This window comes from Cytobacillus sp. ABV4_503 (assembly GCF_056158445.1).
In genome coordinates, this window is sequence record NZ_JBSWTH010000001.1 from 693,972 (window position 1) to 718,807 (window position 24,836).

The following is a 24,836-nucleotide window of genomic DNA, read 5'->3' on the forward strand; positions in this document are numbered from 1 at the left end:
TCGCTGGCGCACCTCCGACCTTAGTATGAGCAGGAGAGAATTGTTTCATGTGCCGAAAATATGAATGATTATAGGTCCCCTCTTTGAACTGCTGCCATGAAGCCATGTCATCATGAACCGGACTGCTGCAGCATTCTCTGACCGTTAGAATGCCCTTAGCAAACTCTTCCGGAAGGTTGAATTCTTTAATTGATTATGGAATATAGTGTAATAAAACTTTAGTGAGGGAATGAGGAATGTGCAGCTAGTCAAGGCAGAAATAAGCCGGTTAACCGATTTGCTGAAAAGCAGCCAATCTCAGGATGGCTCCTGGGCGTATCCGTTTGAAATTGGAATCATGACTGATGCTTATATGATTATCCTGCTGAGAACGCTCAAAATGAAGGATGAAGAGCTAATTCAGAAACTGGTGGAGAGAATAGAAAGCCGCCAGGATGAAAGCGGTGCGTGGAAGCTTTTTAAAGACGAAAAAGAAGGGAACTTATCATTAACCATTGAAGCCTATTACGCCCTTTTGTACTCAGGCTATAGACAGAAGCAAGTCCCTCATCTGGCAGCTGCACGGAACTTTATTTTATCAAAGGGCGGGATAAAAAATGCAGGGTTGTTTACGAAAATCCTGCTTGCCATGACAGGCCAATATCCATGGCCGGCCGTTTTTCCATTGCCCATCGAAATTGTGCTGCTCCCTCCATCCAGTCCAATCAGCATCTACCAGCTTTCGAGCTTTGCCAGAATTCATCTCTTGCCGGTGATCGTGCTTGGCAGCAAAAAATTCAGGCAAAGAACGGAAAATAGTCCGGATTTGGACGAAATCTATGGAACAAGGGACAGAGAAGAACTATGGGAAGAAAGCCGATCTGATGAATGGAGAAACCTTGTTAACATTCTTGCCGGCATGGCCGAAAGCTTAATTGGATTACCGGATCGGCTCCGCAGTATGGCATATGAGGGAACAAAGCAATATATGCTCGATCGGATTGAACCGGACGGAACATCATTAAATTATTTCAGCAGCACGTTTTATATGATTTTTGCCCTCCTCGCTATCGGCTATTCGCCCAAAAATCCAGTCATTATCAAGGCGGTGAAGGGATTAAAGGGAATGTCCTGTACAATAGATGGACATATCCATTTTCAATTCACTGACGCTAAAGTGTGGAATACCGCTTTAATTTCCCACGCCCTCCAGGAGGCGGGTGTGGATGATTCAGATGCGGCGATTCTTAAAGCAAATAAATATTTGCTGTCAAAGCAGCATACCCTTCATGGAGACTGGACGGCCCACAACCGCAAGGGACTTCCTGGAGGCTGGGGATTTTCAGACTTCAACACTTTACATCCTGATGTGGATGATACGACCGCCAGTCTGAGAAGCATTCACAACCAAACAGGAGTGGTTTTTGAGAAATCCAGGCATAGAGGAGTGCAATGGGCTTTATCCATGCAAAACCGTGATGGAGGATGGCCGGCATTTGAAAAAAATGTGGATAATCGCCTGCTGAATCTAATTCCCATTCAGGGAGCAGAGTATATTCTTACCGATCCGTCCACAGCAGATTTAACAGGCAGGACCATTGAATATTTAGGCACCTTTTCCACAGGAGCCGAAACTTCAATTAAAAAAGGAATAGGCTGGCTGAAAAAGAATCAGAGGAGAAACGGTTCCTGGTATGGACGCTGGGGGATTTGCTATCTGTATGGAACCTGGGCAGCCCTTACCGGCCTCGCCGCTGCAGGGGAAAAGGCAGATGAGGAATATATCAGAAAAGCGGCAGAGTGGCTGAAGTCTGTGCAGAATGAAGACGGCGGCTGGGGAGAGTCCTGCAGAAGCGATATGGAAAAACGCTATGTACCATTGGGAAGCAGTACCTTAACACATACTGCCTGGGCCGTGGACGCTTTGATTGCCGTTTCTAATGAAAACAGCCCTGAGATCAGAAAAGGCATAGCCTTCCTGATCCGCGAAGGACAAAGAAATGACTGGACAAACGATTACCCTAAAGGGCAGGGAATGGCAGGTTTTCTGTACATGCACTATCACAGCTACCGGTATATTTGGCCGCTTTTGGCTCTGAGCCATTATGAAAAGAAATTCATGCAAAAAGGAAGCCCCGAATGATTGGGGCTTCCTTTTTTTATAGGCTTATTAATTTGGGATTTTGCGGATAATTTTGTGGTTTCGCTCATATTACTGAAATTTAGCCGATAAAACAGAGATTTCGCTCATAACTTTGGAGTTTCGCCGATAAATCCGGGATTTCGCTCATAACTTTGGAGTTTCGCCGATAAAACCGAAAATTCGCTCATAATCCTTCTCATTATCTTTTCTCCTCGTCAACCAGCTGGCAGTCTGCTGAGGAATCATCTTTATTTTTATCAAACCAGAGCTTGTACATGGCCTTCCCGTCACTAAGCGTGCCATCTGCCATATCCATTGGCAGCAGGGCGAAAAAGACGTAATAAAAGGAGAAATATACAAATTGGTACCACAGCATGTTAGCTTCCAGAATGCCAATCCGGATCAAGTAATTTACAATAAAAATACTCCCTATGTTAAAAATAGACCCTCCTAAAAAGATAAGAGATTTGGTCAGTTTATTGTTGTATTTTAAAGATGTAAACTTACACCCTCCATACCAGAAGTAAAACCGCCTAACCTCCAAAAATCTCATAGAGAATAGTATTTTGCCTGTGCCAATGATAACACGGATCCCTTTTCCTCCAAAAAGGCCTGCAAAGAAGATATGACCCAATAAATGAATAAGTGTGACCACCGGGAAAACCACAAAAAAGGCTTGAATGAATTTCAAAAAATCATCATACCCAAACACGGGAAGACCTCCATTTCCATAGCTGTATGAAAAATCTGCGCGTTGCAGCTTCATTATTTGTTTGCCTACCCCATGTGTACCCCGCATTTTTCCGCATTAACGTACATTCTTTTTCCATATTTCCCATCTGGATCGAAAGAGGCCGACCATCTGCTACGTCTCAGGTCTTATTTGAAAATAAAGCTGAGGCTCGTTATAGCATTCTCATTAAACAGGTAAGATGAAATCAAGAAAGGAGGAAACGAAAATGAAAAAACTTGGATTACTGATAGCAGGTGGAATTGCAGCCATGGTGCTGGTTTCAAATCTTGGACCGATCGTGGGTCTGGCAGTAAGCGCGGCGATTCTATACTTTGTGTTTAAACAATTTATAAAAGCAGAAAGCACGATGGCAAAAATCGGCTATGGAATCATCGGGTTCATCGCTTTGATGGCAACCGCTTCCAACTTCCCGGCAATTTTAGGGCTTGCAGCTGCATACGTTCTATATCTGGTCTATAAAAAGTGGAACGATTCAAGCTCAAGTGCAGTGGTAGAAGAAAATGACCCTTTTGCTAACTTTGAAAAGCAATGGGCGGATTTAAACAGAAACTAAAAAAGGAGAGATACAAATGGCAAACCTATTAACGAGAATCAAAGATACAGTAATGGCAGACCTTCATGAAGCATTGGATAAAAAGGAGAAAAAGAATCCAATCGCACTCTTAAACCAATACCTTCGTGAATGTGAGCGCGAAACCGAAAAGGTCCGCAAGCTTTTGGAACGTCAATATACATTGAAGGAAGAGTTCACTCGAGAATGCGAGCAGGCGAAAAACCTTGCAGAAAAACGCAAGCGCCAGGCAGAGGTTGCATCACAGGCAGGTGAAGAAGAACTCTATCAGTTTGCAGCTCAGGAGCAAATGCAGTATGAAGAGCGTGCCAGCCGTTTGAAGGATCTTCTGAACCAGGCTGTACAGCAAATGGGTGACCTTGAAAGAAAATACGAGGAAATGAAGCATAAACTGAAGGATATGCATATCCGCCGAATGGAGCTGATGGGCCGTGAAAACATCACACGCGCCAACCACCAAATGGATAAGGTGCTTGATCAAAACAATGATAAGTCCTTTACAAGATTCCAGGAAATCGAATCCTATCTTGACCGTCTTGAACATCAGGTGAAAAGCTCCTATCACCGCAGCACAATCGATGCCCGCATCGCCCAGCTGGAAAAAGAGATGGAGAAGAAGCCTGTACTGTAATACAGCCTACTAAACTTGAAAAGTCTGTAACATGCAAAAAAACAATAAATACTACTGCCTGTCCTATCTTTTTCCCAAAAAAGATAAAAACTCTTTCTATTTTATGAACAAAAAATGGTATTCTAAAAAGGCGTAGGGATACTGCGCCTTTTATAGTCTATTGACAACAGCGCTTGCGCTTTTCTTATCATTCCAAAACACAGAAGGGGGGATGCCTCATGAACATGAACAACAAAAGCGATTATATGAGCTGGATTATCATATTGGGCATTGTCTTTCTCTTTGTGGAAATAGCCTTTTTTAATAGCGGCGTGTTATTCTCTCTTCTAGTGCCGATTGGAATGGTATATATCGGAAGAAAGAGGATGCCTAGGAGCTCCGGAAAATGGCTTTTCTGGCTTGGGCTAATTTTTCTGCTCATCAATATTTTCAGCATGATGACTCTGAAATTCTTCCTGCTGGCAATTCTGATTCACCTGCTGATTCAATTTGGGCAGTCGAAAAAAGATCCTAAACGGATTCAGCCGGAGTTCAAGGAACCGGCAGTGAATCTCCAGAAAGAAACAGTCATTAAAAAGAATCCTCTTTTTTCCAATATATTTGTCGGCCAGCAAAAAACACCTGAGCAAGTATACGAATGGAATGATATAAATATACAGACCGGCATAGGCGATACGGTCATAGACTTAAGCTATACGGTTATTCCCAAGGGAGAAACCGTTATTTTCATCCGCAACTTCATCGGAAATGTGCAAGTGCTTGTGCCCTACGACGTGGAGGTTAGTGTCAGCCATTCAGCTATTGTGGGTAAGGCCAGAATCTTCGAGCACGAAGAATCAAAGATGTTTAACCAGCTCCTTCAGCTTCAAACTCCCGGCTATGATCAATCAGGACAGCGCGTTAAGATTTTCACTTCACTTGCAGTCGGGGATATCGAGGTGAAGCGCGTATGAGTATCATTCAGCGGCAGATTGCCTGGGGAGCGGGCATGTCCCTCTTTATTCTTGCTGTCCTGACAGCTTCTTTTTTTACGATGTTTCCCATTCCAGGCTGGCGGGATCTGTGGGAAACGGAAATACTCGATATTCCGTTTATCTTATTTGTGCCGAGCGTAAGCCTGGCTCTTGGCCTGATCTTTGGATTATTGTCAGGCATTTACTGGCGCCGGCAGCTTTTTGCAGTGGACACTATGCTTCACCAGGTGGAGGAAGGCCGCCAATTGGATGTGCAGGAAACGGGTAAAGAATTGCAATCCATAGCATTCAGGGCCGAGAAAATTCAAAAGCATATGGCAGATCAGGCGAAGATTTCTCAAAAGCTGGCAAATGAAAAAGCGGAAGATATCGAGAACAGGATGCAGGAAATCGTTTCCCAGGAACGGAACAGGCTTGCACGCGAGCTTCACGACTCTGTCAGCCAGCAGCTGTTTGCAGCATCCATGATGATGTCCGCGATTACTGAAACCCAGCAGGATCGGGAAGACAGGCAGGCAAAACAGCTGAAAATGGTGGAAGAAATGATCCATCAGTCACAGCTGGAAATGCGTGCCCTGCTGCTGCACCTTCGTCCAGCGGCCCTTAAGGGGAAAAGCCTCCAGGAAGGAATTGAAGAGCTTCTGGTCGAATTGCTTCAAAAAGTATCTATGGAGATTGAATGGAAGGTAGAGAATTTTCCGCTTGATAAAGGGGTGGAAGACCATCTATTCCGCATTCTTCAGGAAGCTGTGTCCAATACACTCCGCCATTCAAAATCGCAAAATCTTGAAGTCCTCCTGATTCAAAGAGATGATTATGCCATACTCCGGGTGGCTGATGATGGAGTAGGTTTTGACGTAGAGGAAACGAGGGCCGGCTCCTACGGCCTGCAGAACATGCATGAGCGGGCTGCTGAAGTTGGCGGAAGCATGAAAATCATCAGTGTAAGAAACAAAGGAACCCGTCTTGAAGTAAAGGTTCCGATTATGTAAATAATGTCTGCTGCGAGGCAAGACTAAATACTGAGGGTGAGGCCAATGATTAAAGTTTTATTTGTGGATGACCATGAAATGGTTCGGATTGGAGTTTCTTCCTATTTGACGGCACAGCCGGATATTGAGGTTATAGGAGAAGCCGATAACGGGAGTACAGCTATTGATCTGGCACTCGAATTGAGGCCGGATATCATTTTGATGGATCTCGTTATGAAAGAAATGGACGGCATAGAGGCGACCAGAAGAATCATTGAGAAATGGCCGGAAGCTAAGATCATCATTGTGACAAGCTTCCTTGATGATGAAAAAGTTTATCCGGCATTGGAGGCAGGAGCGACAAGCTATATGCTGAAAACCTCTAAAGCAAGTGAAATTGCTGAGGCAGTCCGCTCAACCTATCATGGACAATCAGTGCTGGAGCCGGAAGTGACCGGTAAAATGATGGTGAAAATGAGGCAGAAAAACCAGCAGCTGCCCCATGAAGAGCTGACGAGCCGCGAGATGGAAATCCTTCTTTTGATGACAGAAGGCAAAACGAACCAGGAAATCGCCGACGAACTTTTCATTGCCTTAAAAACAGTCAAAACACATGTGAGCAATATATTAAGCAAGCTGCAGGTGCAGGACAGGACCCAGGCAGTCATCTATGCCTTCAAGCACTCGCTGGTTAAATAATGTTCTGGAGAGCTAATTGTGAGATTAGCTCTTTTTATTTTTGCCTGAATGATGAATGATGAACCAGAAAAAAATGATTCAGAATTGGCTCATGAGGGTAACAATAAAACCAAACAAAAAAATTTGGCGGTGATGAGATGTCTGTGATTGCTTTATTGAAAAAAGGAAATAAATCATCGGGGATGGCGGCAATCGGAAATACGGCACTGGCAATTGCCAAAGGTCTGGCAGCTTTTGCAAGCGGGAGCGGGGCCATGCTTGCCACAACCCTTCATTCTCTTGCAGATGCACTGAACCAGGGGTTTGTGTTTTTTGGCAGTGCGCTTGCAGAAAAGGCGCCAACCAAAAGGTTCCCTACAGGATTTGGCCGGGTGATCAACTTGTTCGTATTAATTGCTGTTATTGTCATTTCTATCATGGCCTATGAAACGATACATAAAGGCTGGGAATTGATTCAGCATCCAAAGGAATCAACCGACCTTTGGCTCAATGTGGGAGTTATGCTTCTTGCCGTAGCCGTCGATGGATTTATTTTATTAAAAGCGATGAAAGAAATCGGCCATGAAACCAGGACTCCAGCCAAAGGATTTGGCATAGTTCCTGTTGCCTTTAAAAATGTCAGGCTTGCATCCCCCCCAACACGCCTGGTTTTTTATGAAGATATTATTGCGACATTTGGTGCCTTGCTTGCCCTTGTTTCGATTTTAATTGCTCATTTTACAGGACTTTACTTCCTGGATGGGGTCGGCACAATTTTAATTGGACTGCTTCTGGTGGGCATCGCTGTGAAAATTGGATTTGAAAATACGTTAGGCCTGATTGGAGTAGCGGCACCAAAAGATATTGAAGACCGTATCGCCCAAATTATTCTCGGTGATCCTCAAGTCGTGGATATTAAGCAGCTGCGGCTGATCCAGGAGGGAAGAAGATATCATGTGGAGGGGTATATTGAGCTGGTCGAAGGCCTCACGCTTGCCGATGCGGATGATATAAAAATTGGTGTAAGAAATCAGCTGCTTGATGACCCTGATATTAGTGATGTAACTCTTGGTATTCTTGAAACAGACCAGATTCAGACGTGGAAATAATAATGAAAAGGAAGCCTGAACCAAAGGCTTCCTTTTTCAGTAAGTATAATTTTTTCTTAACAGTTCCTATAAAATGCACATTATTTTTGGAAAATGCAGGATAATACCCATTGCTTTTGAATTGAAGAAATATTAAAATAAAACTAACTTATTTGAAATGGAGGTGGAGAAGAGATGATTGGAACTGTTTTGGCACGTGGTGAATGGATTGAATTCCTGACAATTTACCGTGCAATTTTTCATGGTTTTGCTGTTAACGGGACAAGTCTGTCCTTTTTTAGCAAATTTCATATGAAAACAAAACAGTGAGAACATCTCTTTAACGCGCATTTCAAGAACGGTGAAGGGGGCTTCTTCAAGCTCTCTTTTTTTATCCCGTTTAATTGCGGTGAGCTTTGCAACCAGAGTAAGGAATCTTGTTGCGTCAAGCTTTCATATAAGTCTGATTAAATGAACTCAGTATAATGCTGATGCATTTTGGCAGCAGCAGCTGAGTGGCCGGCGCATAGCCGCATAGCTAACTGTGAGCAGTAAATCGTCCAGTAAAAGCTTCATTTTATCAGATTTTATCTAGGCCATAGGAGAATGTTTCCTATGGCTTTTTTATGTATATTTTTATAAATTTGGAGGAATTATCTATGATCGCATGCAGCGCACAGCAAGCCGGAAAAACTTACGGCGGAAATATCGTGTTTGAAAATATATGCTTTGAAATTCATGAGAAGGACAGGGTTGGTTTGACAGGAAGAAATGGAAGCGGAAAAACGACTCTGTTTAAATTGCTGGCTGGAGCAGAAGTCCCGGATACAGGCAAGATTCATTGGAAAAAGGGTTGTGAGATTGGCTATCTGGCGCAAATTCCAGATTATCCAGCTAGTATGAAGGCAATTGATGTTTTAAAAACAGCTTTTGCTTATTTGCTTGAAATGGAAAAAACGATGAAGAAAATGGAACAGGAGATGGCGAATGAAACGGTTCCGGATCAATTAAATAAACTTATTGGAGAGTATGGGGAGCTGCAGGATCAGTTTGCACTGAACAATGGCTATGAAATGGATAGCCAGATAGACCGCATCTCAAATGGCCTCAATATCAGCAGTCTTCTGAACAAGGATTTCAGCAGTCTAAGCGGTGGAGAAAAAACAAAGGTATGCCTCGCCCACATGCTCCTGAAATCCCCGAATCTGCTTCTGCTGGATGAGCCGACCAACCACCTGGATATTAAGGCAGTAGAATGGCTGGCAGATTTTATAAAGAATTATGAAGGGACAGTAGTGCTCATTTCACATGATCGGTATTTTTTAGATGAAACGGTCAGCAGGATTCTGGATTTGGAAGATGGAGAAATCACCCTTTATCAGACAAACTATTCAGGCTTTGTAAAAGAGAAAGAAGAAAGGCTGCTGAGAGAGTTTCAGCAATATGAAGAACAGCAGAAAAAAATCAAGAAGATGAAGGAAGCCATCAAGAGGTTAAGAGAATGGGCCAATCAATGCACCCCGCCTAACGCGGGTCTCCATAAACGGGCAAGCAGCATGGAAAAAGCTCTCCAGCGTATGGAGAAGCTGGACCGGCCAGTATTAAACCGAAAAAAAATGAATATGGATCTTGAATCATCTGAGCGGAGCGGAAAAGATGTGGTTTTAATGAAAGAAGTAAGCAAGTCTTTTGGGAGTAAGCACTTATTCCAAAACGTCAGCATGCACATCCAATTCCGCGATCGGACCTCTATTGTCGGGGATAATGGAACAGGAAAATCGACTTTGGTCAAAATGATCCTGGGAGAGCTGGAACCAGATGCAGGGGAAATCAGGAAAGGAAGCAGCCTTAAAATTGGCTATCTGTCACAGCATGTTTTCTCAAGAGCTGATGATCAATCGGTAATTGATACTTTTAGGGAAGGGCTGACTATAACAGAGGGAGAGGCACGCCATATTCTTGCCGGTTTCCTCTTTTATGGCCATACTGTTTTTCGTAAAGTATCGCAATTGAGCGGCGGTGAAAGAATGAGGCTGCGCCTGGCCCAGCTCATGCACAGGGATATTAACTTTCTTATACTTGATGAACCGACCAATCATCTTGATATCGAATCTAGAGAGGTACTTGAAGAGGCACTGGAAGAATTCAATGGAACGATTTTGGCTGTCTCTCATGACCGTTATTTTATCAATCGAATATTCAGCAAAATTTACTGGATTGATCAAAAAGAACTTCATTATTATGAAGGGAATTATGATTGGGCCAGAAAGAAAATGGAGGAGAAGCGGAAAGAGGAGATTGCAGTGCCTGCAGTTAAAAAGGCAAAGATAGAGGCTGTTTTTCCGAAAAAAAATAATAAAGGGCTGGCACCAGAGGAATTAGAGTACGCAATTGAACAAATTGAGATTAGTCTTATAAAATTAGAAATGGTTTTGGAAAAGGAAATGGATTTAGAGAAGCTGCAGATAGCTTATCAAGAAAAAGAAGAACTTGAAAAGCAGAGGGAAGAGCTATACGGGAAATTGGATGCTATTTTATAAAAGCGAGTGAAGGCTAACAAACGGGTTAGCCTTTTTTATTCATTATATTGAATTAATATAAAATTATTTTAAATAAACCTTTCAGTTTTCATCTATTTCCTGTATAGTAATATACAAAGTTGAATAATTATTTAAATCTGAATAATTTTACGATATTTTCTATTAATAATAAGATCATTCAAAAGAAGAAACGCTATTCAATATTGAATAATTTTTTCGGAGGGACTAATGAACAGCTTTTTCATGGACTGGAATAATGATAAAGAAGTTATATCCTCAATGGAAGAAGACATTATGGTAACCAATGCAGACGGAATAATTATAAAAGTCAGTAAAGGCAGCGGCAGCCATTATGGAGTTGAACCGGAATCTCTCCTTGGCGAATCTGTATATGATCTGGAAAAAAAAGGGGTTTTCAAGCCTGCGATCACTCCAGAAGTATTAAAGAAAAAGAAAAAAGTCATTCTGGTGCAAAAAGCCGGATCAGGCAAAAAGATCCTGGTTACCGGTATTCCAGTATTCAATGAAACTGGAAAAATCGATCATATTGTCAGTTATTCCTACGATGTTTCGGAGCTTCTTGTTATAAAAGAATATCTGAACAGCGTTGAAGAAGAAATGGCCAGGGTGAAAAGCGAACTGGATCTCCTTCGCAATAAGAGCATCAAAATGGATGGCATGATAGCTGACAGCCTGGCGATGAGAAATATTGCCGAAACCATCAGAAGAATCCGGGATGTAGATGTCACAGTCCTGCTCCTGGGTGAATCAGGTGTCGGAAAATCGGCTCTCGCTAAATGGATACATCAAAACAGCACGCGAAAAGACGGTCCGTTCATTGAAGTGAACTGCAGTGCCATTCCGGAATCCATCTTTGAAGCTGAGTTTTTCGGGTATGAAGGCGGTGCTTTTACAGGGGCAAAGAATAAAGGCAAAATGGGATTTGCTGAAATGGCAAAAGGAGGCACGCTATTTCTTGATGAAATTGGTGAACTCTCAGCCCATCTGCAGGCAAAGCTGCTGAAATTCATACAAGACAAGCAGTTTTATAGAGTGGGGGGGACAAAGCCGGTTCAGGCTGATTTTCGTCTCCTGGCAGCAACAAACAAGGATCTCGAAAAAGCAGTTGAATCCAAGGATTTCAGGCAGGACTTATTCTTCCGGCTGAACGTGGTGCCATTGAAGATTCCGCCTTTAAGGGAGAGGAAAGATGATTTATTTGCGCTCATTCATTATTTTCTCCACTCAATCTCCAAGAGGCATAATCGGGAAAGACAGCTGGACAGATCCCTGGTCGATCACTTGCTGCAGCTGGAATGGAAGGGAAACGTAAGAGAACTTGAAAATCTGATGGAGCGGCTTATCGTGACAAGCACCAGCCTGATGATTACAAAAGAGGACCTGCCTTATGAATACCATATGCAAGGAAAAAAAGATGGTTTTATAGATTATGAGGGACAATCTCTTCCTGCGATTTTGGAAGATGTAGAGAAGAAAGTATTAATCAATGCGAGGAATCGTTACCGAACCACAACTGAAATAGCAGGTGCCCTGGGTATCAGTCAGCCTTCAGTAGTAAGAAAATTAAAAAAATATGATTGTTAATACATACTTTGGCATGAATATTGCATTAAAGAATAGCAGAGCAAACATAGCATTTTCATCTATGCAGGATTCAGGAGGGGAAAGTATGAACGGAGAAAATTGGATTCATCTTGTCGGGAACATTTCAAACTTATTGGCGCCAAGCATGGCAAAGGATCACCCTAATTTGCCGGTGGTTAAGGCGGAAGGCTGCTATTACTACGGTGTCGATGGAAAAGAGTATTTGGATTTTACATCAGGCATCGCAGTGGAAAATGTCGGACATCGCCATCCAAAGGTTGTACAGGCTATTAAAGACAGTGCAGACCATTTGGTGCACGGCCCGTCAGGCGTTATCATCTATGAGTCGATTTTGAGGCTCGCAGATGAGCTTGGAAAAATTACGCCGGGAAATCTGGATTGCTTTTTCTTTGCGAATAGCGGGACTGAAGCAATCGAAGGAGCTATTAAGCTGGCAAAGTATGTCACGCGGAGGCCCTATGTTGTCTCCTTCACAGGCTGTTTCCATGGAAGGTCGATGGGGGCGCTAAGTGTATCCACATCCAAAAGTAAATACCGCAAGTTTCAGCAGCCGTCCTGGCTGACTTATCAACTTCCATATGCGGATGAGCGGGATTGCCCTTTTGGTGAAGATCCTGAGGAGTACTTTCCAAGAAAACTGGAAAAGGATGCCGAAACACTCTTCAAGCATCAGGTGGACCCGGAAGAGGTTGCCTGCATGATCATTGAACCGGTTCTCGGGGAAGGAGGCTATATCATTCCTCCGAAGAGATGGATGCAGAAAATCAGGGAAATCTGTGACCGGCATGGAATCCTGCTGATATTTGATGAAGTGCAAACCGGCTTTGGGCGTACTGGAGAGTGGTTCGCCGCACAGGCTTTTGATGTTGTGCCGGATATCATGGCAATTGCAAAAGGAATCGCGGCAGGATTGCCGCTAAGCGCAACTGCAGCTTCAAAAGAATTGATGGAAAAATGGCCGCTGGGTGCCCATGGAACAACCTTCGGCGGAAATCCGATTGCCTGCTCTGCAGCATTAGCGTCCCTTGAAGTCCTAAAAACGGAAAATCTTTTGGAAAACGCAAAGCAAATGGGAGAGTATGCATTAAAGAAATTACACGATTTGCAAGCCGAACATCCTGCAATTGGCAGTGTCCGAGGTCTGGGGCTGATGATCGGCATTGAAATAATCGACCCGCAAACCGGAAAACCGGATGGAAATGCTGTAATGGATATTCTGAACTCTTCACTTGATAAGGGAGTCCTCTTTTATCTCTGCGGAAATTCAGGGGAAGTGATTCGGATGATTCCGCCGCTTATCGTGACAAGAGAGCAAATCGACCAGGGTCTGAAAGTATTGGAAGAAGCACTTACAGAACATGAAGCAGTTGTTTCCAAATCATAAGGAGGTATGAGAATGAAAGCTGAGACAAGGGTTAAGCCGCAGGCTGTCACAGGAGAGTATTGGAAATTTGTCATCCCATCTTTAATTGGATCGCTCCTATTTCTGGTTCCAGTTAAATTTCAGGGAGATGTCACGATTGGTGTTGGTATATTAGCATCTCTTTTAGGCAATGCGTTCAGTGAACAGATGCCTGCCATTATCATTTTTATTTTAGGGATATCCGTTTTTCTTTCCATCCTGACAAAAGCAGCAAAACCGGCATTTATACTGGATAATAAGTTTTTAAAAGGATTATTTGATACCGGGAAGTTTGGATTAACCATGAGAATCCTTGGATTCGCAGTAGGAATTATGACTTTGTTTGAGGTCGGGCCTGAATTTATCTGGTCGCGAAATACAGGCGGAGTGGTTCTCTACGACCTGGCTCCCGTTTTACTTACGTGGTTCCTGTTTGCCGGCATCCTTCTGCCGCTTTTAGTGGAATTTGGATTAATGGAGTTCATTGGGGCGCTTGTCCAGAAATTTATGAGGCCATTTTTCACACTTCCCGGAAGGTCCTCCATCGATTGCCTTGCGTCCTGGATGGGCGCCGGAACAGTAGGTGTATTGGTAACAACGAAGCAATATGATGAAGGTTTTTACACAAAAAGAGAAGCAGCGGTCATTGCGACAACCTTTTCGATTGCATCTGTTGCTTTCAGCCTTGTAGTTGCGAATGTGGTTGGCCTTGGCCATTTATTCATCCCTTTTTATTTAACCGTTTCTGCCGCCTGTGTAGTGGCAGCATTGATTATGCCAAGAATTCCGCCATTATCCCGGAAGCCGGATACTTATTATGAGCCAGTAGGACAGCAGATTGATGAAACCATTCCGGAAGGGGTTTCGAAATTGAAATGGGGATGGGAGCAGGCAATTGATAAAGCAAGGAATGCTCCAGGTCCCAAAAAGCTGTTAACCAATGGCATTGAAACCGTTTTGGATATTTGGATGGGCCTGATTCCGCTTGTGATGAGCCTGGGAGCAGCAGCACTGATCATTGCGGAATACACACCTGCATTTAAGTTTATTTCATATCCGCTCATTCCGGTTTTGGAGTTTATGCAATTGCCGGAAGCAGGAGCAGCAGCACAGACCATGCTTGTTGGCTTTGCTGATATGTTCCTTCCAGCCGTTATCGGGAGCGGGATTGAGAGCGAACTGACAAGATTTGTCGTGGCGGGCCTGTCATTAACACAATTAGTATACATGTCTGAAATCGGGATCCTGATCCTGCGTTCGAACATTCCGCTGAGCTTTGTGGATTTATTAGTTATTTTTATTGAAAGAACGGTTATTACTCTACCTGTTATTGTACTGATTGCACATGTTTTTGTATTTTAGCTGAAAGGAGGGCGGCATATAGCCAGCCCTCCTTTTCGTTATATTAATTTTCTTAAAAGTTCCAAAAGGGCAATATATTATCGGGGCATGTCTCATATCTTATATAGAATCTGCATTATATAAGGAGAGGCGCAATGAGTAAATTCTTCAAGGGAGTCATATTGCTTGCACTGGCGGCTTTTGCAAGCGAATGTATAGAGTTTGTGGTGAATATGGTGCTCGCCCGGGAACTGGGGGAGAGGGGCCTCGGCATGTACATGTCGATTTTGCCGACCATATTTTTGATTGTGCTGCTGGCAAGTTTTGAGCTTCCGATCTCTATTTCCAAATTCATTGCAGAAAAAGATAAAAGGTACCACCTCAGCATGCTCCATCATGTCATCAAGCTTACTATTATCTTTACAGCCGTTTTGGTGCCAGCTGCATCGGCTATTATTCCGTTCGTCAGTGTCTTTAATGAGTACCACCCGCTGCTGAGATGGGTTGTGATCGGCTTTATCCCAATCGTGTCATTTTCCTCGATTGCCAGAGGCTTTTTCATGGGGAAGCATCAAATGGGGAAAATTGCAGCCTCCAATTTTCTGCGCAAATCCGTTCAGCTCCTTTTGCTTGTGGTTCTTTACCAGGCCTTTCAATTTGATGCCAATACCGCAGTATTCATTGCTTTTTGTACTTTTGTAGGAAGTGAGATTGTTGTTTTCCTATATCTTCTGCATATGTTTATTATTCAGTATCAGCGCATTAAAAAAGAGCCATCGAGTTTTATCAGCGGTAAAAGTGTTCGGCAAAACCTTCTATCTGTTTCTGTGCCGACTACCGCTTTACGAGTTTTTCATGCCTTGACCCATGCAGTACAGCCATTTTTGATTAAAGCTGCGCTATTTAAAGCAGGGGTGCCGGGAGAAATTGCGACAGAGCATTTTGGTATGCTTGCAGGTGTGGCCATGACAATCGGCTTTTTTCCATCCTTCATTGCCCATTCATTTTTAATTATGCTGATTCCAACTGTGTCTAAAGAATATGCGGATAAAAACCTGGATGAACTGAGGAGGCTTCTTCAGCAGGTGTTTTTTGTCACCTTTTTATACGGAATTCCTTCAGTTGGACTTTTTTACTTTTTCGCACGGCCGCTGACCGATGTGTTTTTTCATTCAACAGATGCAGCAGTGTATTTGCAGATGCTTTGGCCATTCTTTTTGCTTCACTTCTTCATTATCCCGATGCAGGCCTACTTAATCGGCCTGGGCCTGATGAAAGATGCAGCTTATCATTCAGTATGGTCCACGGTTGTTTCATTTACAGTCATGTACCTGCTTGGTTCTATGCATAGCCTGCAGATGGATGGGATCATTATGGGCATGAATACAGGAGCAGTGCTCCTCGCCATGATGCATTATGTAACAGTGTGCAGGAAAATTGGGCTGACTCTGTATCTATCGCCAGCTAAGCAGTTTTACTGAAAATGAAAAAGCATCTCCCCTCCATGGGCAGATGCTATTTTTTTCCCTCATTTTTTTCCCCGAATTTGCTCTCAATTGTATGTTCATCTCCGTACAGGATTATATGATCGCCTTCCTGAAGCTCCGTCACTAGCCGTTCTTTTCTAATCTTTATGTCACCCCGCTGGATATACAGCACATTGATATCCTCATCCTCTTCGATAATATCTCCTAACTCCTTTTCCTTAAATTCACATGTTTCATCAATGAAATAATCCAATACTTGATCAGTATCATCTGTAAGCAGCGCCTCTCTTATCGGGAGATCACGAAAATCATAATGTTCTTCGAGCTCATGCTCCAGTTTCCCCGAAAGATAATCCCGCATTTTAGGCATCTTTAAAATAAAAATAACCATGATTAGGGCGGCGGCAACGAACGAGATCTTAGCAGTAAAAAATTCATCTGAAAGGATGCTGCTGATTGCAGAAATAATAACTGCCAATGAGAAGGCACCAAATAAAATTAAAAAGGCACCGAACCTTCTGCGGATCGGATGGTCGATAATCAGTTCCGATTCCCCGGTTGTAAAGCCGGTTCCTGTCAGCATGCTGATCACCTGAAATCTCGCAATATGCTTATCAAGCCCAGTATATGTGAAGATAAGGGTATGAATTTCGATAACAGCCAAAACGATTCCCAAATAAATCAGGATGAAAAGAACACCCATCTTATTTCCTCCGAAAATTTAGAATTATGTAAAAAACCTAAGGAAGCCAGTCCTTAGGTCATTGCTGTACGGTTTCGTTATAGTAATTTACTGAATACATGGCACCTTCATCTACCATTTTGTTATCTTCAATATTATGCGGGTCCGGGTGGCCAAGTTTTTCTTCTGGAACTGTATCATTTAAAAAGCGGTCTGGAAGCATGCCTTTCATTTTAACAGCAAGAGACTGAACTTTATTTCGATTGTTTTTGCTTGCCAACAATAAAATACTTGTAATGCCAACACCGGCTAACAGATATGGATTTAACGGACGAGAATTCATGATTATGCTCCTCCTTCAAATAATTGAATTTGTATTTCTTGGTGTATATTTACCCGGCATAATTAAATGCAAACATATAGTTTAAATAACATTGTTTCCAGTACTAGAAATAATTACTCCTTCTAAAGGGTTTTACTGGGGCCGTGAGAGGGGAATTATGTATTTATTAAAAAGGATTAGGATTCCAGGAGGAAGATGGGGATGGAAAAAGAATATAATGAAGATCATTGGAAATGGTATCGTTATGATCATTTGGATGAAATAGAGTTTAATGTGGCCGGCGACTATAAAGAGGCATTACAGGAATGGGCCAGGAACACTTCCGAGAACAAAACTAATGTAATGGAAATAGATACTTTCGTTCGTGATAAGGAATTTCTCAGCGGCTCGCTCATTTATCAGCAAACAATCAAAGAGCAGCATGAAAATAGTTTGTTCCACTATTTTCTGACAAGGGATTTTCTCATCACCGTCAACTTTGATTCGTCTGTCATTCAGTCCGATGAATCACTGCTATTGAAAAAAATGGATTATACCCATAATGCCATTGATGGATTTTTCGTGATTTTAGGCGAGGTTCTAAGTGATAACATCCAGAAGATTGATAAGTTTGAAGTACGGTTAAATGAACTGCTTTGGAAAATAAAAGAGAAAAACAATATTAACCGCCTGGAAGAAATTTATGAGCTCCGTCACCAGATCCTTGTATGGAAAAATATCATGATTCCTGTTAAGGAAATCAGGATGGGAGTCGAAGAAGCGTTTGGTGAAGGGGTTATAGAAGGAACTGAATTTAAAAGAACCTGCAAGCGAATTGAAAGGGGATATACGCTGGTGCGGGAGTATCAGCAGGAAATTGATGATTTGGTTAATTTTGAAGAAATGGTATCCATGCACCGGGGAAACGAAATTGTGAAGACGCTCACGGTCATTACCACCCTTATGACTCCAATTGCAACCTGGGGAGCGCTATGGGGCATGAACTTCAAGATTATGCCCGAACTGGAATGGAAGTATGGGTATTTGTTCTCCATTATCGTTATCATCGCTTCTACCGCAGCCCTCTATATCATGCTTGTTAAAAAAGGCTGGATGGGTGATATCCTAAGGGGAAAAAAGAAGAATTCATTCTTTAAATAAAGGAATGCCGTTAGAATGCGGCATTCCTTTCGTTTAGTAAATGATCCAGTGTCACTTTAATCCCTGCCTCATATGGTGTTTTAGGGAGAGAGCCAATTCTCGCTTCATATTTACTGCCGTCCAAAATAACAGGCTTCTCATTCAAATACATCAATTCTGTATATTCCCTCATCATGGGATCAAAAACACCGATGGCACGAATCATCCATTTGTGGACAGGTCTGAAGGTAACGCCTCTGCTAAGATGCTGAGAAACAATGCTGGCTATTTCTTCCCCGGTAATGGTTCCTGCACCAGGGATATTCCAGACTTCACCGTATGAGTTTTCATTCAATGCAAGTTCGGCTAAAGCTTCCGCTCCATCTTTAATATAAATGAATTCCCTCGGTATATTGGTTTTGCCGACAAACATGCCCTTATTCTTTTCAGTAATCTGGCTCAGTGTATAGTGTAAGAGAGTGTTTCCTGTATGAGGGCCGTAAAAGTCAGGGAAGTGGGCAATGATGTATGGCACCCCTGATTTTTTAATAGTCTCAATTAGTGCCTGGCGCAGCATCCCTTTTTTTGTGTGCGGATTTTTTGGGGAAACTTCGGCAGCAGGGCTGGATTGAAGGCCATAGGAGTATATATTATCAGCATATATAAAAGGCTTATGATGTTTACGGCACGCCTGCAGGATATTATTTAAGATAATTGAGAGGGCGGGATCCCAGTCCGGGTAAGGGATATTGATGGCATGAAAAACAGCATCTGCTTCGGACACTGCCTTTTCAACATCATTTGCATTCAGTGCATCGCCTGAATGGATAACAGCATTTGACCCCCAGTCTTTTTGGAAGTTAAGCAGGTTTTCTTCAGATCTTGCAAAAGCGATAGTTTTAATATTCCTGCGGCATAATGCCTCTGTTAAAGCATATCCCATTCCGCCTGTTGCTCCTAAAACTGCAGCTGTTTTCATCATTATTTCATCATCCTTTTTATTTAATTGACCACCGTTCAATAAAAGGGAAAAATTAAAGAAATGCGATGTCATTTCTTTAAAAAATTGCTTTTATTAAAAATTGTGCATGTGAAGAGGCGAGTTCCTTCACTTCTTCAAATGTTGTTTCCGATCTGCAATAATGTGTGACAAAGCCGTGCAAGCTTAGAAATACAGACCAAATATCCTTTATGGAAAGAGATCTTGGTGCAAGTGAATTAATCGCTTGCGCAAAATGCATGTAGCTTTTATTTGGTCCTTCATTTAGATAGCTTTTCACATTATCATCACGAATTAAAAACATCAGCTCATAATGTTTTTGATGGGTAAGGCCAAATTGGATATAACGGTAAAAAATGCTGAAAAGCTTCTGTTCATTGGTATCTGCAGATTCTCCCAGCACACTGTCGAGGACTTGATCGAGCTTTTGGAAATCGGCTTCAACCATTTCGTAAAATAATTGAGCCTTATTTTTGAAATGATAATAGATGGCACCATGGCTGCACTGAAGGGTGTCAGCAATTTTTCTCATGGATGCTGCTGAATATCCTTCCTTTACAAACAGGTCACGTGCAACAGAGATGATTGCTTCTTTTGTTAGTTCGTCATGGGCTGATTTTCTTGGACTCATGGAATCACCTTTCATTATTGAACACTGGTCAATAAGATTATATGACGAAGAGGATATTTTTGGCAATGTTTTTTTACAGTCTATTCAAATTATTTTTATTAGCCATCAGCTTTTGATATGCTTTACTAAAACAGGAGGGAACAACATGAGTGAGACCAAAACATGCAGAGAATCTTTTACGGTAAAAACCAGCATTGTGCTTCCGCCAGACACGAATACATATGGAACACTATTCGGCGGCAAGCTAATGGCTTATATTGATGATGTCGCAGCCATCGCGGCTATGAGGCATGGAAGGAGAAATGTCGTAACCGCATCTACAGACTCTGTTGACTTTCTTCATCCGGTTTATGAAGGCAATTCAGTCTGCCTGGAGGCTTTTGTTACCTACACAGGCCGGACATCAATGGAGATCTTCGTAAAAGTAATTGCAGAAGACCTGCTGACAGGCGACCGAAATGTGTGTGCTATGTCCTTTTTGACAATGGTTGCGGTTGACGAGAATGGAAAGCCGACTCCGGTGCCAGCGGTTGTGCCTGAGACAGATGAGGAAAAGAGCTTATATGAATCAGCAAAAGAACGTGCCGAAATTCGCAAAAGACGGAGAAAGGACAGTGAAGCCAGGGCAAAGAAATACGGTACAGGTCTGCCCTGGTAAATAAGGGGGAGAAGAATGGGATCCAGAGTGATGCATAGCATTATCAACAATGAAATTGCTTCCAGAATGAAAATAGAGGACAAAGCAGCATTTTTACTTGGAGGAATAGCGCCTGACGCTGTTTCTCCCAAAGATCTTTCCCATTTTTACAAAGGGAATACGGATGATTACACGCGAAGTATAGATTATAAGAGTTTCCTTGATAAATACAGGAGCAAAAGTCTTTCACCTTACATCCTCGGCTATTACACCCACTTAATTGCAGACCATGTCTGGCTGACAGGCTTCTATCTTCCCTGGCTGAAAAACAGAATGGAAAAAGATGAGGAAGTCTTAAACCGCTATCATAATGATTTTCGCCTTTGTAACGCAAAGCTGTCTGAACAATACGGCCAAGTTAAATTTGAGATGAAAAATGTAAAGGTGCCAGATTTAGATGAGGTTTCTGCCGATCAAGTCAGTGCTTTCATCCCTTATATTTTAAAAGACTTCGAATATGATAAAAACGACGCTGAAAAGTCCCTTGAAGTGTTTACTTTCCAGCAGATCATCGGCTACGTGGAAACATCCGTGGAGCTGGGGGCTGCCGAGTTAAAGAAACTGTCAATTGTAAAAAACTGACTCCTTATATCTTCCTATTCTGCAGGGATAATTGAACCTTTTTACACACCAGTGTCTAGTAAAATAGATTTAACTTTCAGAATATTAACTCTTATTTCTTGATTATCCTTTTCCTTCCTCTTAAGTTAGACGTGTAGAACTTAACAAAAGGAGGAAGATTATGAGAAGAGTTTTGAAAGCTAGTATTCTAATGCTTTTAAGTATTTTACTAGTTGCCGGAACCATGCCTTTAACCGGGCAGGCGAAACAGCCAAAGCCTGATGATGGTTATGGCGGTTATAGCCAGGTTGATGTCGGCAAGGATGGAATGGTGGCTTCAGCCCATCCGCTTGCGTCAAAAATTGGTGCAGATGTTTTGAAAAAGGGCGGTAATGCCATCGATGCGGCTGTCGCTGTTCAACTTGCCCTCAATGTTGTGGAACCAATGATGTCCGGAATTGGCGGCGGGGGTTTCATGATGGTCTATGATGGCAAAACGAAAGAAACCAGCATCATTAACAGCCGTGAACGTGCCCCAGCCGGTGCCTCACCAGATATGTTCCTGGATGAAAGCGGAAAGCCGATTCCATTTGCGGAGCGTTCAACTGGCGGTACGGCTGTCGGTGTGCCCGGCACATTGAAGGGATTGGAAACGGCCCTTGAAAAATGGGGAACACGCCCTATGCAGCAGCTTATCGGTCCTGCGATTAAGCTGGCAGATAAAGGCTTCCCGATTGATTCTGTATTAGCCGATGCGATTGCCGATAATCAGGATAAGCTTGGCAGAACGGCTGCCGGCAAAGTGTTTTTGCCTAAGGGTGAACCTCTTGGAGAAGGGGACCGTCTGGTACAGAAGGATCTTGCAAAAACCCTGAAGATGATACGTGCTGGCGGAACAGACGCTTTTTATAATGGGGAAATTGCAGACGCTCTTGCTGGTGTGGTGCAGGATTTTGGCGGATCGATGACACCTGAGGACCTTGCAGGATATGAAGTAACTATTGACGAGCCTATTTGGGGAGATTACCAGGGATATGAAATTGCTAGCATGCCGCCTCCAAGCTCTGGCGGATTGTTTTTGCTGCAGATGCTGAAGGTTTTGGATGACTTTAATCTTTCTCAATATGATTTAAAATCCTGGGAAAAATATCATCTGCTTGCTGAGACGATGCATCTTGCTTATGCAGACCGCGCCGTTTATGCAGGGGATCCAGAGTTTGTAAATGTCCCGGTCAATGGGCTCCTTCACCCGGATTACATTAAAGAGCGCCAGGAACTCATCAGTCTGGATAAAGTCAACAAAAATCCAGAAGCAGGCGATCCATGGAAATATGAAGAGAGTGAAGCAGATTATGAAAGAACTGAACAGCCGAATGACCGCCAATACGGCGAGACTACCCATTTTTCTGTAACGGACAGATGGGGTAATGTTGTCTCTTATACGACAACGATTGAACAGGTATTCGGAACAGGAATCATGGTTCCAGGCTACGGGCTGATGCTGAATAATGAGCTGACAGATTTTGATGCCGTACCAGGCGGGGCAAATGAAGTCCAGCCTAACAAGCGGCCTTTAAGCTCGATGACACCGACGATTGTCTTTGAAGATGACGAGCCTGTACTGACAGTCGGTTCACCAGGCGGCCCAACGATTATAACATCCGTCCTGCAGACGATTCTTTACGCCATAGAATATGACATGGAGCTAAAAGCTGCAGTAGAAGAACCACGAATCTATACAAATAGCCTGAATTCCTACCGCTATGAAGAGGGCATTCCTTCAGAGGTTATTAATAGGCTAAAAGGGATGGGGCATAGCTTCGGTCCGAGTCCGACCACGATTGGAAACGTCCAAAGTATTTTGATCGACCGTGATAAAGGAACTTTCAAAGGTGTGGCAGATTCAAGCCGCAATGGTGCTGCCATTGGTGTTGATTTGAAAGGAAAAGGGAAAAGCAAATAAGATTTGTGAGAATAGCGCCTTATCAATAAGGTGCTATTCTTTGGATGTGAAATGAATAGGGGTTCATTTTTCGGCAGGAATTTATGTTTATCTGTTGAAATATAATTTATGAAGGTATTCATAAAAGAAGGAGGAACATGCCATGGCAGTCAAAGATGAATTATACCAGCTGGCAGATAAAATGAACGCTGATCCCGTACATATCAAGGATGAAAAAAATAGGGTATTTCAAGTGGACCTTGAGGAAAGCGGTCCCATTCAGATTTTATTAAAGGAGGGAAAAGTCATAGTGGAAGAGGGGGCTCCTCATGAGCCTGAAGTGACACTGAAACTGTCAGACAAAAACTTTTCTAAGTTATTAAAAGATGATCTCAATACGACAATGGCATTTATGACAGGCAGCCTGAAAGTGGACGGGAAAATGGGGCTAGCCCTGAAGCTGCAGGAAATTGTAAAAAAATATCAATGATAATAAGGCAGCCCTTCAAACAGGAAGCTGCCTTATTTTATTATAAAAATAATGCCATCATGTCTTCATCATAGTACTTTCCATCAATCTTCAGTGCATGCCTCTCCTTGCCGTAAACCTCAAAGCCGAAAGAAGCATAAAGTTTTTTAGCTGGAATATTTTCAGACATTACAGCAAGGTGGATTTGTTCGACCCCGTCCCAGGAGCGGGCCTTTTCCACAGCCTTGCCGACCAGTCTCCTGCCGACACCATTCTGACGCGAGGACTCTGTAACATACATTGCATAAATATTGGATCGATGATTCACTTTCAATCCGGTTTCTCGTACTAAACTGACTACACCTATAAGTTTTCCTTTTTCAAATGCTCCGAAGTGAAAGGAGTTATCACCCTTAAATCTTTCTCCGTACACTTCAGGGGGCCTCCCGGCTTCCTCCTCATAGCTTGAACCAAATGCTTCCGGATTCTTTTTTAATCCTTCCAATCTTATCTCTTTGTATATTTCAGCATCAACCGTGCGCAGAAGCCTAATTTCCATCCTCGACACTCCTTTATTTTTTCCTAACCCTTAGATTCTCGTTAACAGGAAAAACTCCTTTAACATTTTTCTGAAATTAGTTTTTTTCTGCCTTTATAAGGGAACAGGATAAAAAAGGTACAGGAGGGATTGGAATGTCTCATGAAAACAGCAAGGACTTAAAAGATATTGTAAAAGGGCAAAACACCGGTCAGAAACAAGCGCAGTCATTAAAAGATCAGGAGCGTAAGCCGGATCAGCAAAACCGTTTGAAGGATCAGGAGAATATGAGGAAGTAACTTTAAGAGAGAGAGCTATGAAGAATAGCTCTCCTTTTATAAAGGAAGAAAGACTCCCGACCCGAATACTAAGCAATGAATTACTCTAGTTGAATATACATATAAAAAAGGGGGATGCAGAATGGGAGTGCTGTTTGGTTTAATTGTCGCGACTCTGGCTTTCGCTTATTGGATCGACCGAAGAAGGAAAAAGATAAACAATACGATGCAAAAAGGAATCAGCTCAAGTGAAAAACCGGGGGAAAGCACGAATTATACGATGGGTGATAATCATTATACAGGAGGCGGACAATAGCCATGGAGTTTTGCGTTATCAGCAAGGCTCTTCTTTTTTCCCGGAACATGCTTTCTTCTCCTGAAAATGGGAAAA

26 protein-coding genes are annotated in these 24,836 nt (G+C 42.7%); 20 read left to right on the top strand and 6 right to left on the bottom strand.

The annotated features are described in order from the left end of the window. The first annotated feature begins 229 nt into the window (after positions 1–229). Positions 230–2,122 (top strand): squalene--hopene cyclase, encoded by a 1,893-nt coding sequence (gene shc, locus ACXAD1_RS03520; RefSeq protein WP_474909490.1) that lies wholly within the window; start codon positions 230–232, stop codon positions 2,120–2,122. 199 nt (positions 2,123–2,321) lie between these two features. Here the strand turns inward: shc and ACXAD1_RS03525 are convergent, their stop codons facing one another. Beyond that, positions 2,322–2,834 (bottom strand): hypothetical protein, encoded by a 513-nt coding sequence (locus ACXAD1_RS03525; RefSeq protein WP_474911282.1) that lies wholly within the window; start codon positions 2,832–2,834, stop codon positions 2,322–2,324. Positions 2,835–3,081: 247 nt separating this feature from the next. On the opposite strand from ACXAD1_RS03525, the gene ACXAD1_RS03530 reads away from it, so the two are divergent. The 12 genes from ACXAD1_RS03530 (at position 3,082) to ACXAD1_RS03585 (ending at position 16,179) form a co-directional block, all read left to right on the top strand. Continuing rightward, a complete protein-coding gene (locus tag ACXAD1_RS03530; RefSeq protein WP_474909491.1) occupies positions 3,082–3,429 on the top strand; it encodes a lmo0954 family membrane protein in 348 nt (115 codons plus the stop codon). A 16-nt stretch (positions 3,430–3,445) separates the two neighbouring features. Further along, entirely contained in the window at positions 3,446–4,078 is a 633-nt protein-coding gene (locus ACXAD1_RS03535) for a PspA/IM30 family protein (protein WP_474909492.1), read from the top strand. Positions 4,079–4,296: 218 nt separating this feature from the next. After that, a complete protein-coding gene (gene liaF / locus ACXAD1_RS03540; protein WP_474909493.1) occupies positions 4,297–5,031 on the top strand; it encodes a cell wall-active antibiotics response protein LiaF in 735 nt (244 codons plus the stop codon). Then, positions 5,028–6,044 (top strand): sensor histidine kinase, encoded by a 1,017-nt coding sequence (locus ACXAD1_RS03545; RefSeq protein WP_474909494.1) that lies wholly within the window; start codon positions 5,028–5,030, stop codon positions 6,042–6,044. Before liaF ends, ACXAD1_RS03545 begins: the two co-directional genes overlap by 4 nt. Positions 6,045–6,089: 45 nt before the next feature. Further along, the gene (locus ACXAD1_RS03550; protein ID WP_206841942.1) at positions 6,090–6,722 is read left to right on the top strand and encodes a response regulator transcription factor; all 633 of its coding nucleotides are present in this window, start codon (positions 6,090–6,092) and stop codon (positions 6,720–6,722) included. 137 nt (positions 6,723–6,859) lie between these two features. Continuing rightward, positions 6,860–7,810 (top strand): cation diffusion facilitator family transporter, encoded by a 951-nt coding sequence (locus ACXAD1_RS03555; protein WP_206841945.1) that lies wholly within the window; start codon positions 6,860–6,862, stop codon positions 7,808–7,810. A gap of 174 nt (positions 7,811–7,984) precedes the next feature. Then, entirely contained in the window at positions 7,985–8,119 is a 135-nt protein-coding gene (locus ACXAD1_RS03560) for an RAxF-45 family protein (RefSeq protein WP_264740266.1), read from the top strand. Between the two features lie 329 nt (positions 8,120–8,448). Further along, positions 8,449–10,329 carry a ribosomal protection-like ABC-F family protein gene (abc-f, locus tag ACXAD1_RS03565; RefSeq protein WP_474909495.1) on the top strand — a complete coding sequence of 627 codons (1,881 nt, stop codon included), beginning with the start codon at positions 8,449–8,451 and terminating at the stop codon, positions 10,327–10,329. A 228-nt stretch (positions 10,330–10,557) separates the two neighbouring features. Further along, complete coding sequence (locus ACXAD1_RS03570) at positions 10,558–11,934, top strand: sigma-54 interaction domain-containing protein (protein ID WP_474909496.1); 1,377 nt, start codon at positions 10,558–10,560, stop codon at positions 11,932–11,934. An 85-nt stretch (positions 11,935–12,019) separates the two neighbouring features. After that, positions 12,020–13,339, top strand: coding sequence for an aspartate aminotransferase family protein (locus ACXAD1_RS03575; RefSeq protein ID WP_206841965.1), 1,320 nt, complete (start codon positions 12,020–12,022; stop codon positions 13,337–13,339). A 12-nt stretch (positions 13,340–13,351) separates the two neighbouring features. After that, on the top strand, positions 13,352–14,719 hold the full coding sequence (locus ACXAD1_RS03580) for a YjiH family protein (RefSeq protein WP_206841980.1): 1,368 nt from the start codon (positions 13,352–13,354) through the stop codon (positions 14,717–14,719). 134 nt (positions 14,720–14,853) lie between these two features. Further along, entirely contained in the window at positions 14,854–16,179 is a 1,326-nt protein-coding gene (locus ACXAD1_RS03585; RefSeq protein ID WP_206841985.1) for a polysaccharide biosynthesis protein, read from the top strand. A 34-nt stretch (positions 16,180–16,213) separates the two neighbouring features. Here ACXAD1_RS03585 and ACXAD1_RS03590 read toward each other — a convergent pair whose 3' ends face one another. Next, positions 16,214–16,888 carry a hypothetical protein gene (locus ACXAD1_RS03590; RefSeq protein ID WP_370221600.1) on the bottom strand — a complete coding sequence of 225 codons (675 nt, stop codon included), beginning with the start codon at positions 16,886–16,888 and terminating at the stop codon, positions 16,214–16,216. Between the two features lie 58 nt (positions 16,889–16,946). Further along, on the bottom strand, positions 16,947–17,210 hold the full coding sequence (locus ACXAD1_RS03595; protein WP_243507471.1) for a hypothetical protein: 264 nt from the start codon (positions 17,208–17,210) through the stop codon (positions 16,947–16,949). 201 nt (positions 17,211–17,411) lie between these two features. Here ACXAD1_RS03595 and ACXAD1_RS03600 point away from each other — a divergent pair, with 201 nt between their 5' ends. Continuing rightward, complete coding sequence (locus tag ACXAD1_RS03600; protein WP_370221599.1) at positions 17,412–18,350, top strand: magnesium transporter CorA family protein; 939 nt, start codon at positions 17,412–17,414, stop codon at positions 18,348–18,350. A gap of 10 nt (positions 18,351–18,360) precedes the next feature. Here ACXAD1_RS03600 and ACXAD1_RS03605 read toward each other — a convergent pair whose 3' ends face one another. After that, complete coding sequence (locus ACXAD1_RS03605) at positions 18,361–19,311, bottom strand: SDR family NAD(P)-dependent oxidoreductase (RefSeq protein ID WP_370221598.1); 951 nt, start codon at positions 19,309–19,311, stop codon at positions 18,361–18,363. Positions 19,312–19,387: 76 nt separating this feature from the next. Next, positions 19,388–19,960: a TetR/AcrR family transcriptional regulator gene (locus ACXAD1_RS03610; RefSeq protein ID WP_206841998.1), complete on the bottom strand. Its 573-nt coding sequence runs from the start codon at positions 19,958–19,960 to the stop codon at positions 19,388–19,390. Positions 19,961–20,105: 145 nt separating this feature from the next. On the opposite strand from ACXAD1_RS03610, the gene ACXAD1_RS03615 reads away from it, so the two are divergent. The 4 genes from ACXAD1_RS03615 to ACXAD1_RS03630 all read left to right on the top strand — a co-directional run bounded on the left by ACXAD1_RS03615 (position 20,106) and on the right by ACXAD1_RS03630 (position 23,650). Beyond that, on the top strand, positions 20,106–20,618 hold the full coding sequence (locus tag ACXAD1_RS03615) for an acyl-CoA thioesterase (RefSeq protein WP_206842002.1): 513 nt from the start codon (positions 20,106–20,108) through the stop codon (positions 20,616–20,618). A 15-nt stretch (positions 20,619–20,633) separates the two neighbouring features. Then, a complete protein-coding gene (locus ACXAD1_RS03620) occupies positions 20,634–21,239 on the top strand; it encodes a zinc dependent phospholipase C family protein (protein WP_206842006.1) in 606 nt (201 codons plus the stop codon). 160 nt (positions 21,240–21,399) lie between these two features. Then, a complete protein-coding gene (gene ggt, locus ACXAD1_RS03625) occupies positions 21,400–23,181 on the top strand; it encodes a gamma-glutamyltransferase (RefSeq protein ID WP_474909497.1) in 1,782 nt (593 codons plus the stop codon). Positions 23,182–23,323: 142 nt separating this feature from the next. Continuing rightward, complete coding sequence (locus tag ACXAD1_RS03630; protein ID WP_206842013.1) at positions 23,324–23,650, top strand: SCP2 sterol-binding domain-containing protein; 327 nt, start codon at positions 23,324–23,326, stop codon at positions 23,648–23,650. 40 nt (positions 23,651–23,690) lie between these two features. Here ACXAD1_RS03630 and ACXAD1_RS03635 read toward each other — a convergent pair whose 3' ends face one another. Further along, the gene (locus ACXAD1_RS03635) at positions 23,691–24,188 is read right to left on the bottom strand and encodes an N-acetyltransferase family protein (RefSeq protein ID WP_474909498.1); all 498 of its coding nucleotides are present in this window, start codon (positions 24,186–24,188) and stop codon (positions 23,691–23,693) included. A gap of 134 nt (positions 24,189–24,322) precedes the next feature. On the opposite strand from ACXAD1_RS03635, the gene ACXAD1_RS03640 reads away from it, so the two are divergent. Both ACXAD1_RS03640 and ACXAD1_RS03645 read left to right on the top strand, forming a co-directional pair. Continuing rightward, entirely contained in the window at positions 24,323–24,466 is a 144-nt protein-coding gene (locus tag ACXAD1_RS03640) for a hypothetical protein (protein WP_206842018.1), read from the top strand. A gap of 121 nt (positions 24,467–24,587) precedes the next feature. After that, complete coding sequence (locus ACXAD1_RS03645; RefSeq protein WP_370221591.1) at positions 24,588–24,761, top strand: hypothetical protein; 174 nt, start codon at positions 24,588–24,590, stop codon at positions 24,759–24,761. Positions 24,762–24,836 lie beyond the last annotated feature (75 nt).

Coding starts and splice junctions, on each gene's coding strand:
- shc (WP_474909490.1), top strand. CDS start 230: ATGAGGAATGTGCAGCTAGTCAAGGCAGAAATAAGCCGGTTAACCGAT.
- ACXAD1_RS03530 (WP_474909491.1), top strand. CDS start 3,082: ATGAAAAAACTTGGATTACTGATAGCAGGTGGAATTGCAGCCATGGTG.
- ACXAD1_RS03535 (WP_474909492.1), top strand. CDS start 3,446: ATGGCAAACCTATTAACGAGAATCAAAGATACAGTAATGGCAGACCTT.
- liaF (WP_474909493.1), top strand. CDS start 4,297: ATGAACATGAACAACAAAAGCGATTATATGAGCTGGATTATCATATTG.
- ACXAD1_RS03545 (WP_474909494.1), top strand. CDS start 5,028: ATGAGTATCATTCAGCGGCAGATTGCCTGGGGAGCGGGCATGTCCCTC.
- ACXAD1_RS03550 (WP_206841942.1), top strand. CDS start 6,090: ATGATTAAAGTTTTATTTGTGGATGACCATGAAATGGTTCGGATTGGA.
- ACXAD1_RS03555 (WP_206841945.1), top strand. CDS start 6,860: ATGTCTGTGATTGCTTTATTGAAAAAAGGAAATAAATCATCGGGGATG.
- ACXAD1_RS03560 (WP_264740266.1), top strand. CDS start 7,985: ATGATTGGAACTGTTTTGGCACGTGGTGAATGGATTGAATTCCTGACA.
- abc-f (WP_474909495.1), top strand. CDS start 8,449: ATGATCGCATGCAGCGCACAGCAAGCCGGAAAAACTTACGGCGGAAAT.
- ACXAD1_RS03570 (WP_474909496.1), top strand. CDS start 10,558: ATGAACAGCTTTTTCATGGACTGGAATAATGATAAAGAAGTTATATCC.
- ACXAD1_RS03575 (WP_206841965.1), top strand. CDS start 12,020: ATGAACGGAGAAAATTGGATTCATCTTGTCGGGAACATTTCAAACTTA.
- ACXAD1_RS03580 (WP_206841980.1), top strand. CDS start 13,352: ATGAAAGCTGAGACAAGGGTTAAGCCGCAGGCTGTCACAGGAGAGTAT.
- ACXAD1_RS03585 (WP_206841985.1), top strand. CDS start 14,854: ATGAGTAAATTCTTCAAGGGAGTCATATTGCTTGCACTGGCGGCTTTT.
- ACXAD1_RS03590 (WP_370221600.1), bottom strand. CDS start 16,888: ATGGGTGTTCTTTTCATCCTGATTTATTTGGGAATCGTTTTGGCTGTT.
- ACXAD1_RS03595 (WP_243507471.1), bottom strand. CDS start 17,210: ATGAATTCTCGTCCGTTAAATCCATATCTGTTAGCCGGTGTTGGCATT.
- ACXAD1_RS03600 (WP_370221599.1), top strand. CDS start 17,412: ATGGAAAAAGAATATAATGAAGATCATTGGAAATGGTATCGTTATGAT.
- ACXAD1_RS03605 (WP_370221598.1), bottom strand. CDS start 19,311: ATGATGAAAACAGCTGCAGTTTTAGGAGCAACAGGCGGAATGGGATAT.
- ACXAD1_RS03610 (WP_206841998.1), bottom strand. CDS start 19,960: ATGAGTCCAAGAAAATCAGCCCATGACGAACTAACAAAAGAAGCAATC.
- ACXAD1_RS03615 (WP_206842002.1), top strand. CDS start 20,106: ATGAGTGAGACCAAAACATGCAGAGAATCTTTTACGGTAAAAACCAGC.
- ACXAD1_RS03620 (WP_206842006.1), top strand. CDS start 20,634: ATGGGATCCAGAGTGATGCATAGCATTATCAACAATGAAATTGCTTCC.
- ggt (WP_474909497.1), top strand. CDS start 21,400: ATGAGAAGAGTTTTGAAAGCTAGTATTCTAATGCTTTTAAGTATTTTA.
- ACXAD1_RS03630 (WP_206842013.1), top strand. CDS start 23,324: ATGGCAGTCAAAGATGAATTATACCAGCTGGCAGATAAAATGAACGCT.
- ACXAD1_RS03635 (WP_474909498.1), bottom strand. CDS start 24,188: ATGGAAATTAGGCTTCTGCGCACGGTTGATGCTGAAATATACAAAGAG.
- ACXAD1_RS03640 (WP_206842018.1), top strand. CDS start 24,323: ATGTCTCATGAAAACAGCAAGGACTTAAAAGATATTGTAAAAGGGCAA.
- ACXAD1_RS03645 (WP_370221591.1), top strand. CDS start 24,588: ATGGGAGTGCTGTTTGGTTTAATTGTCGCGACTCTGGCTTTCGCTTAT.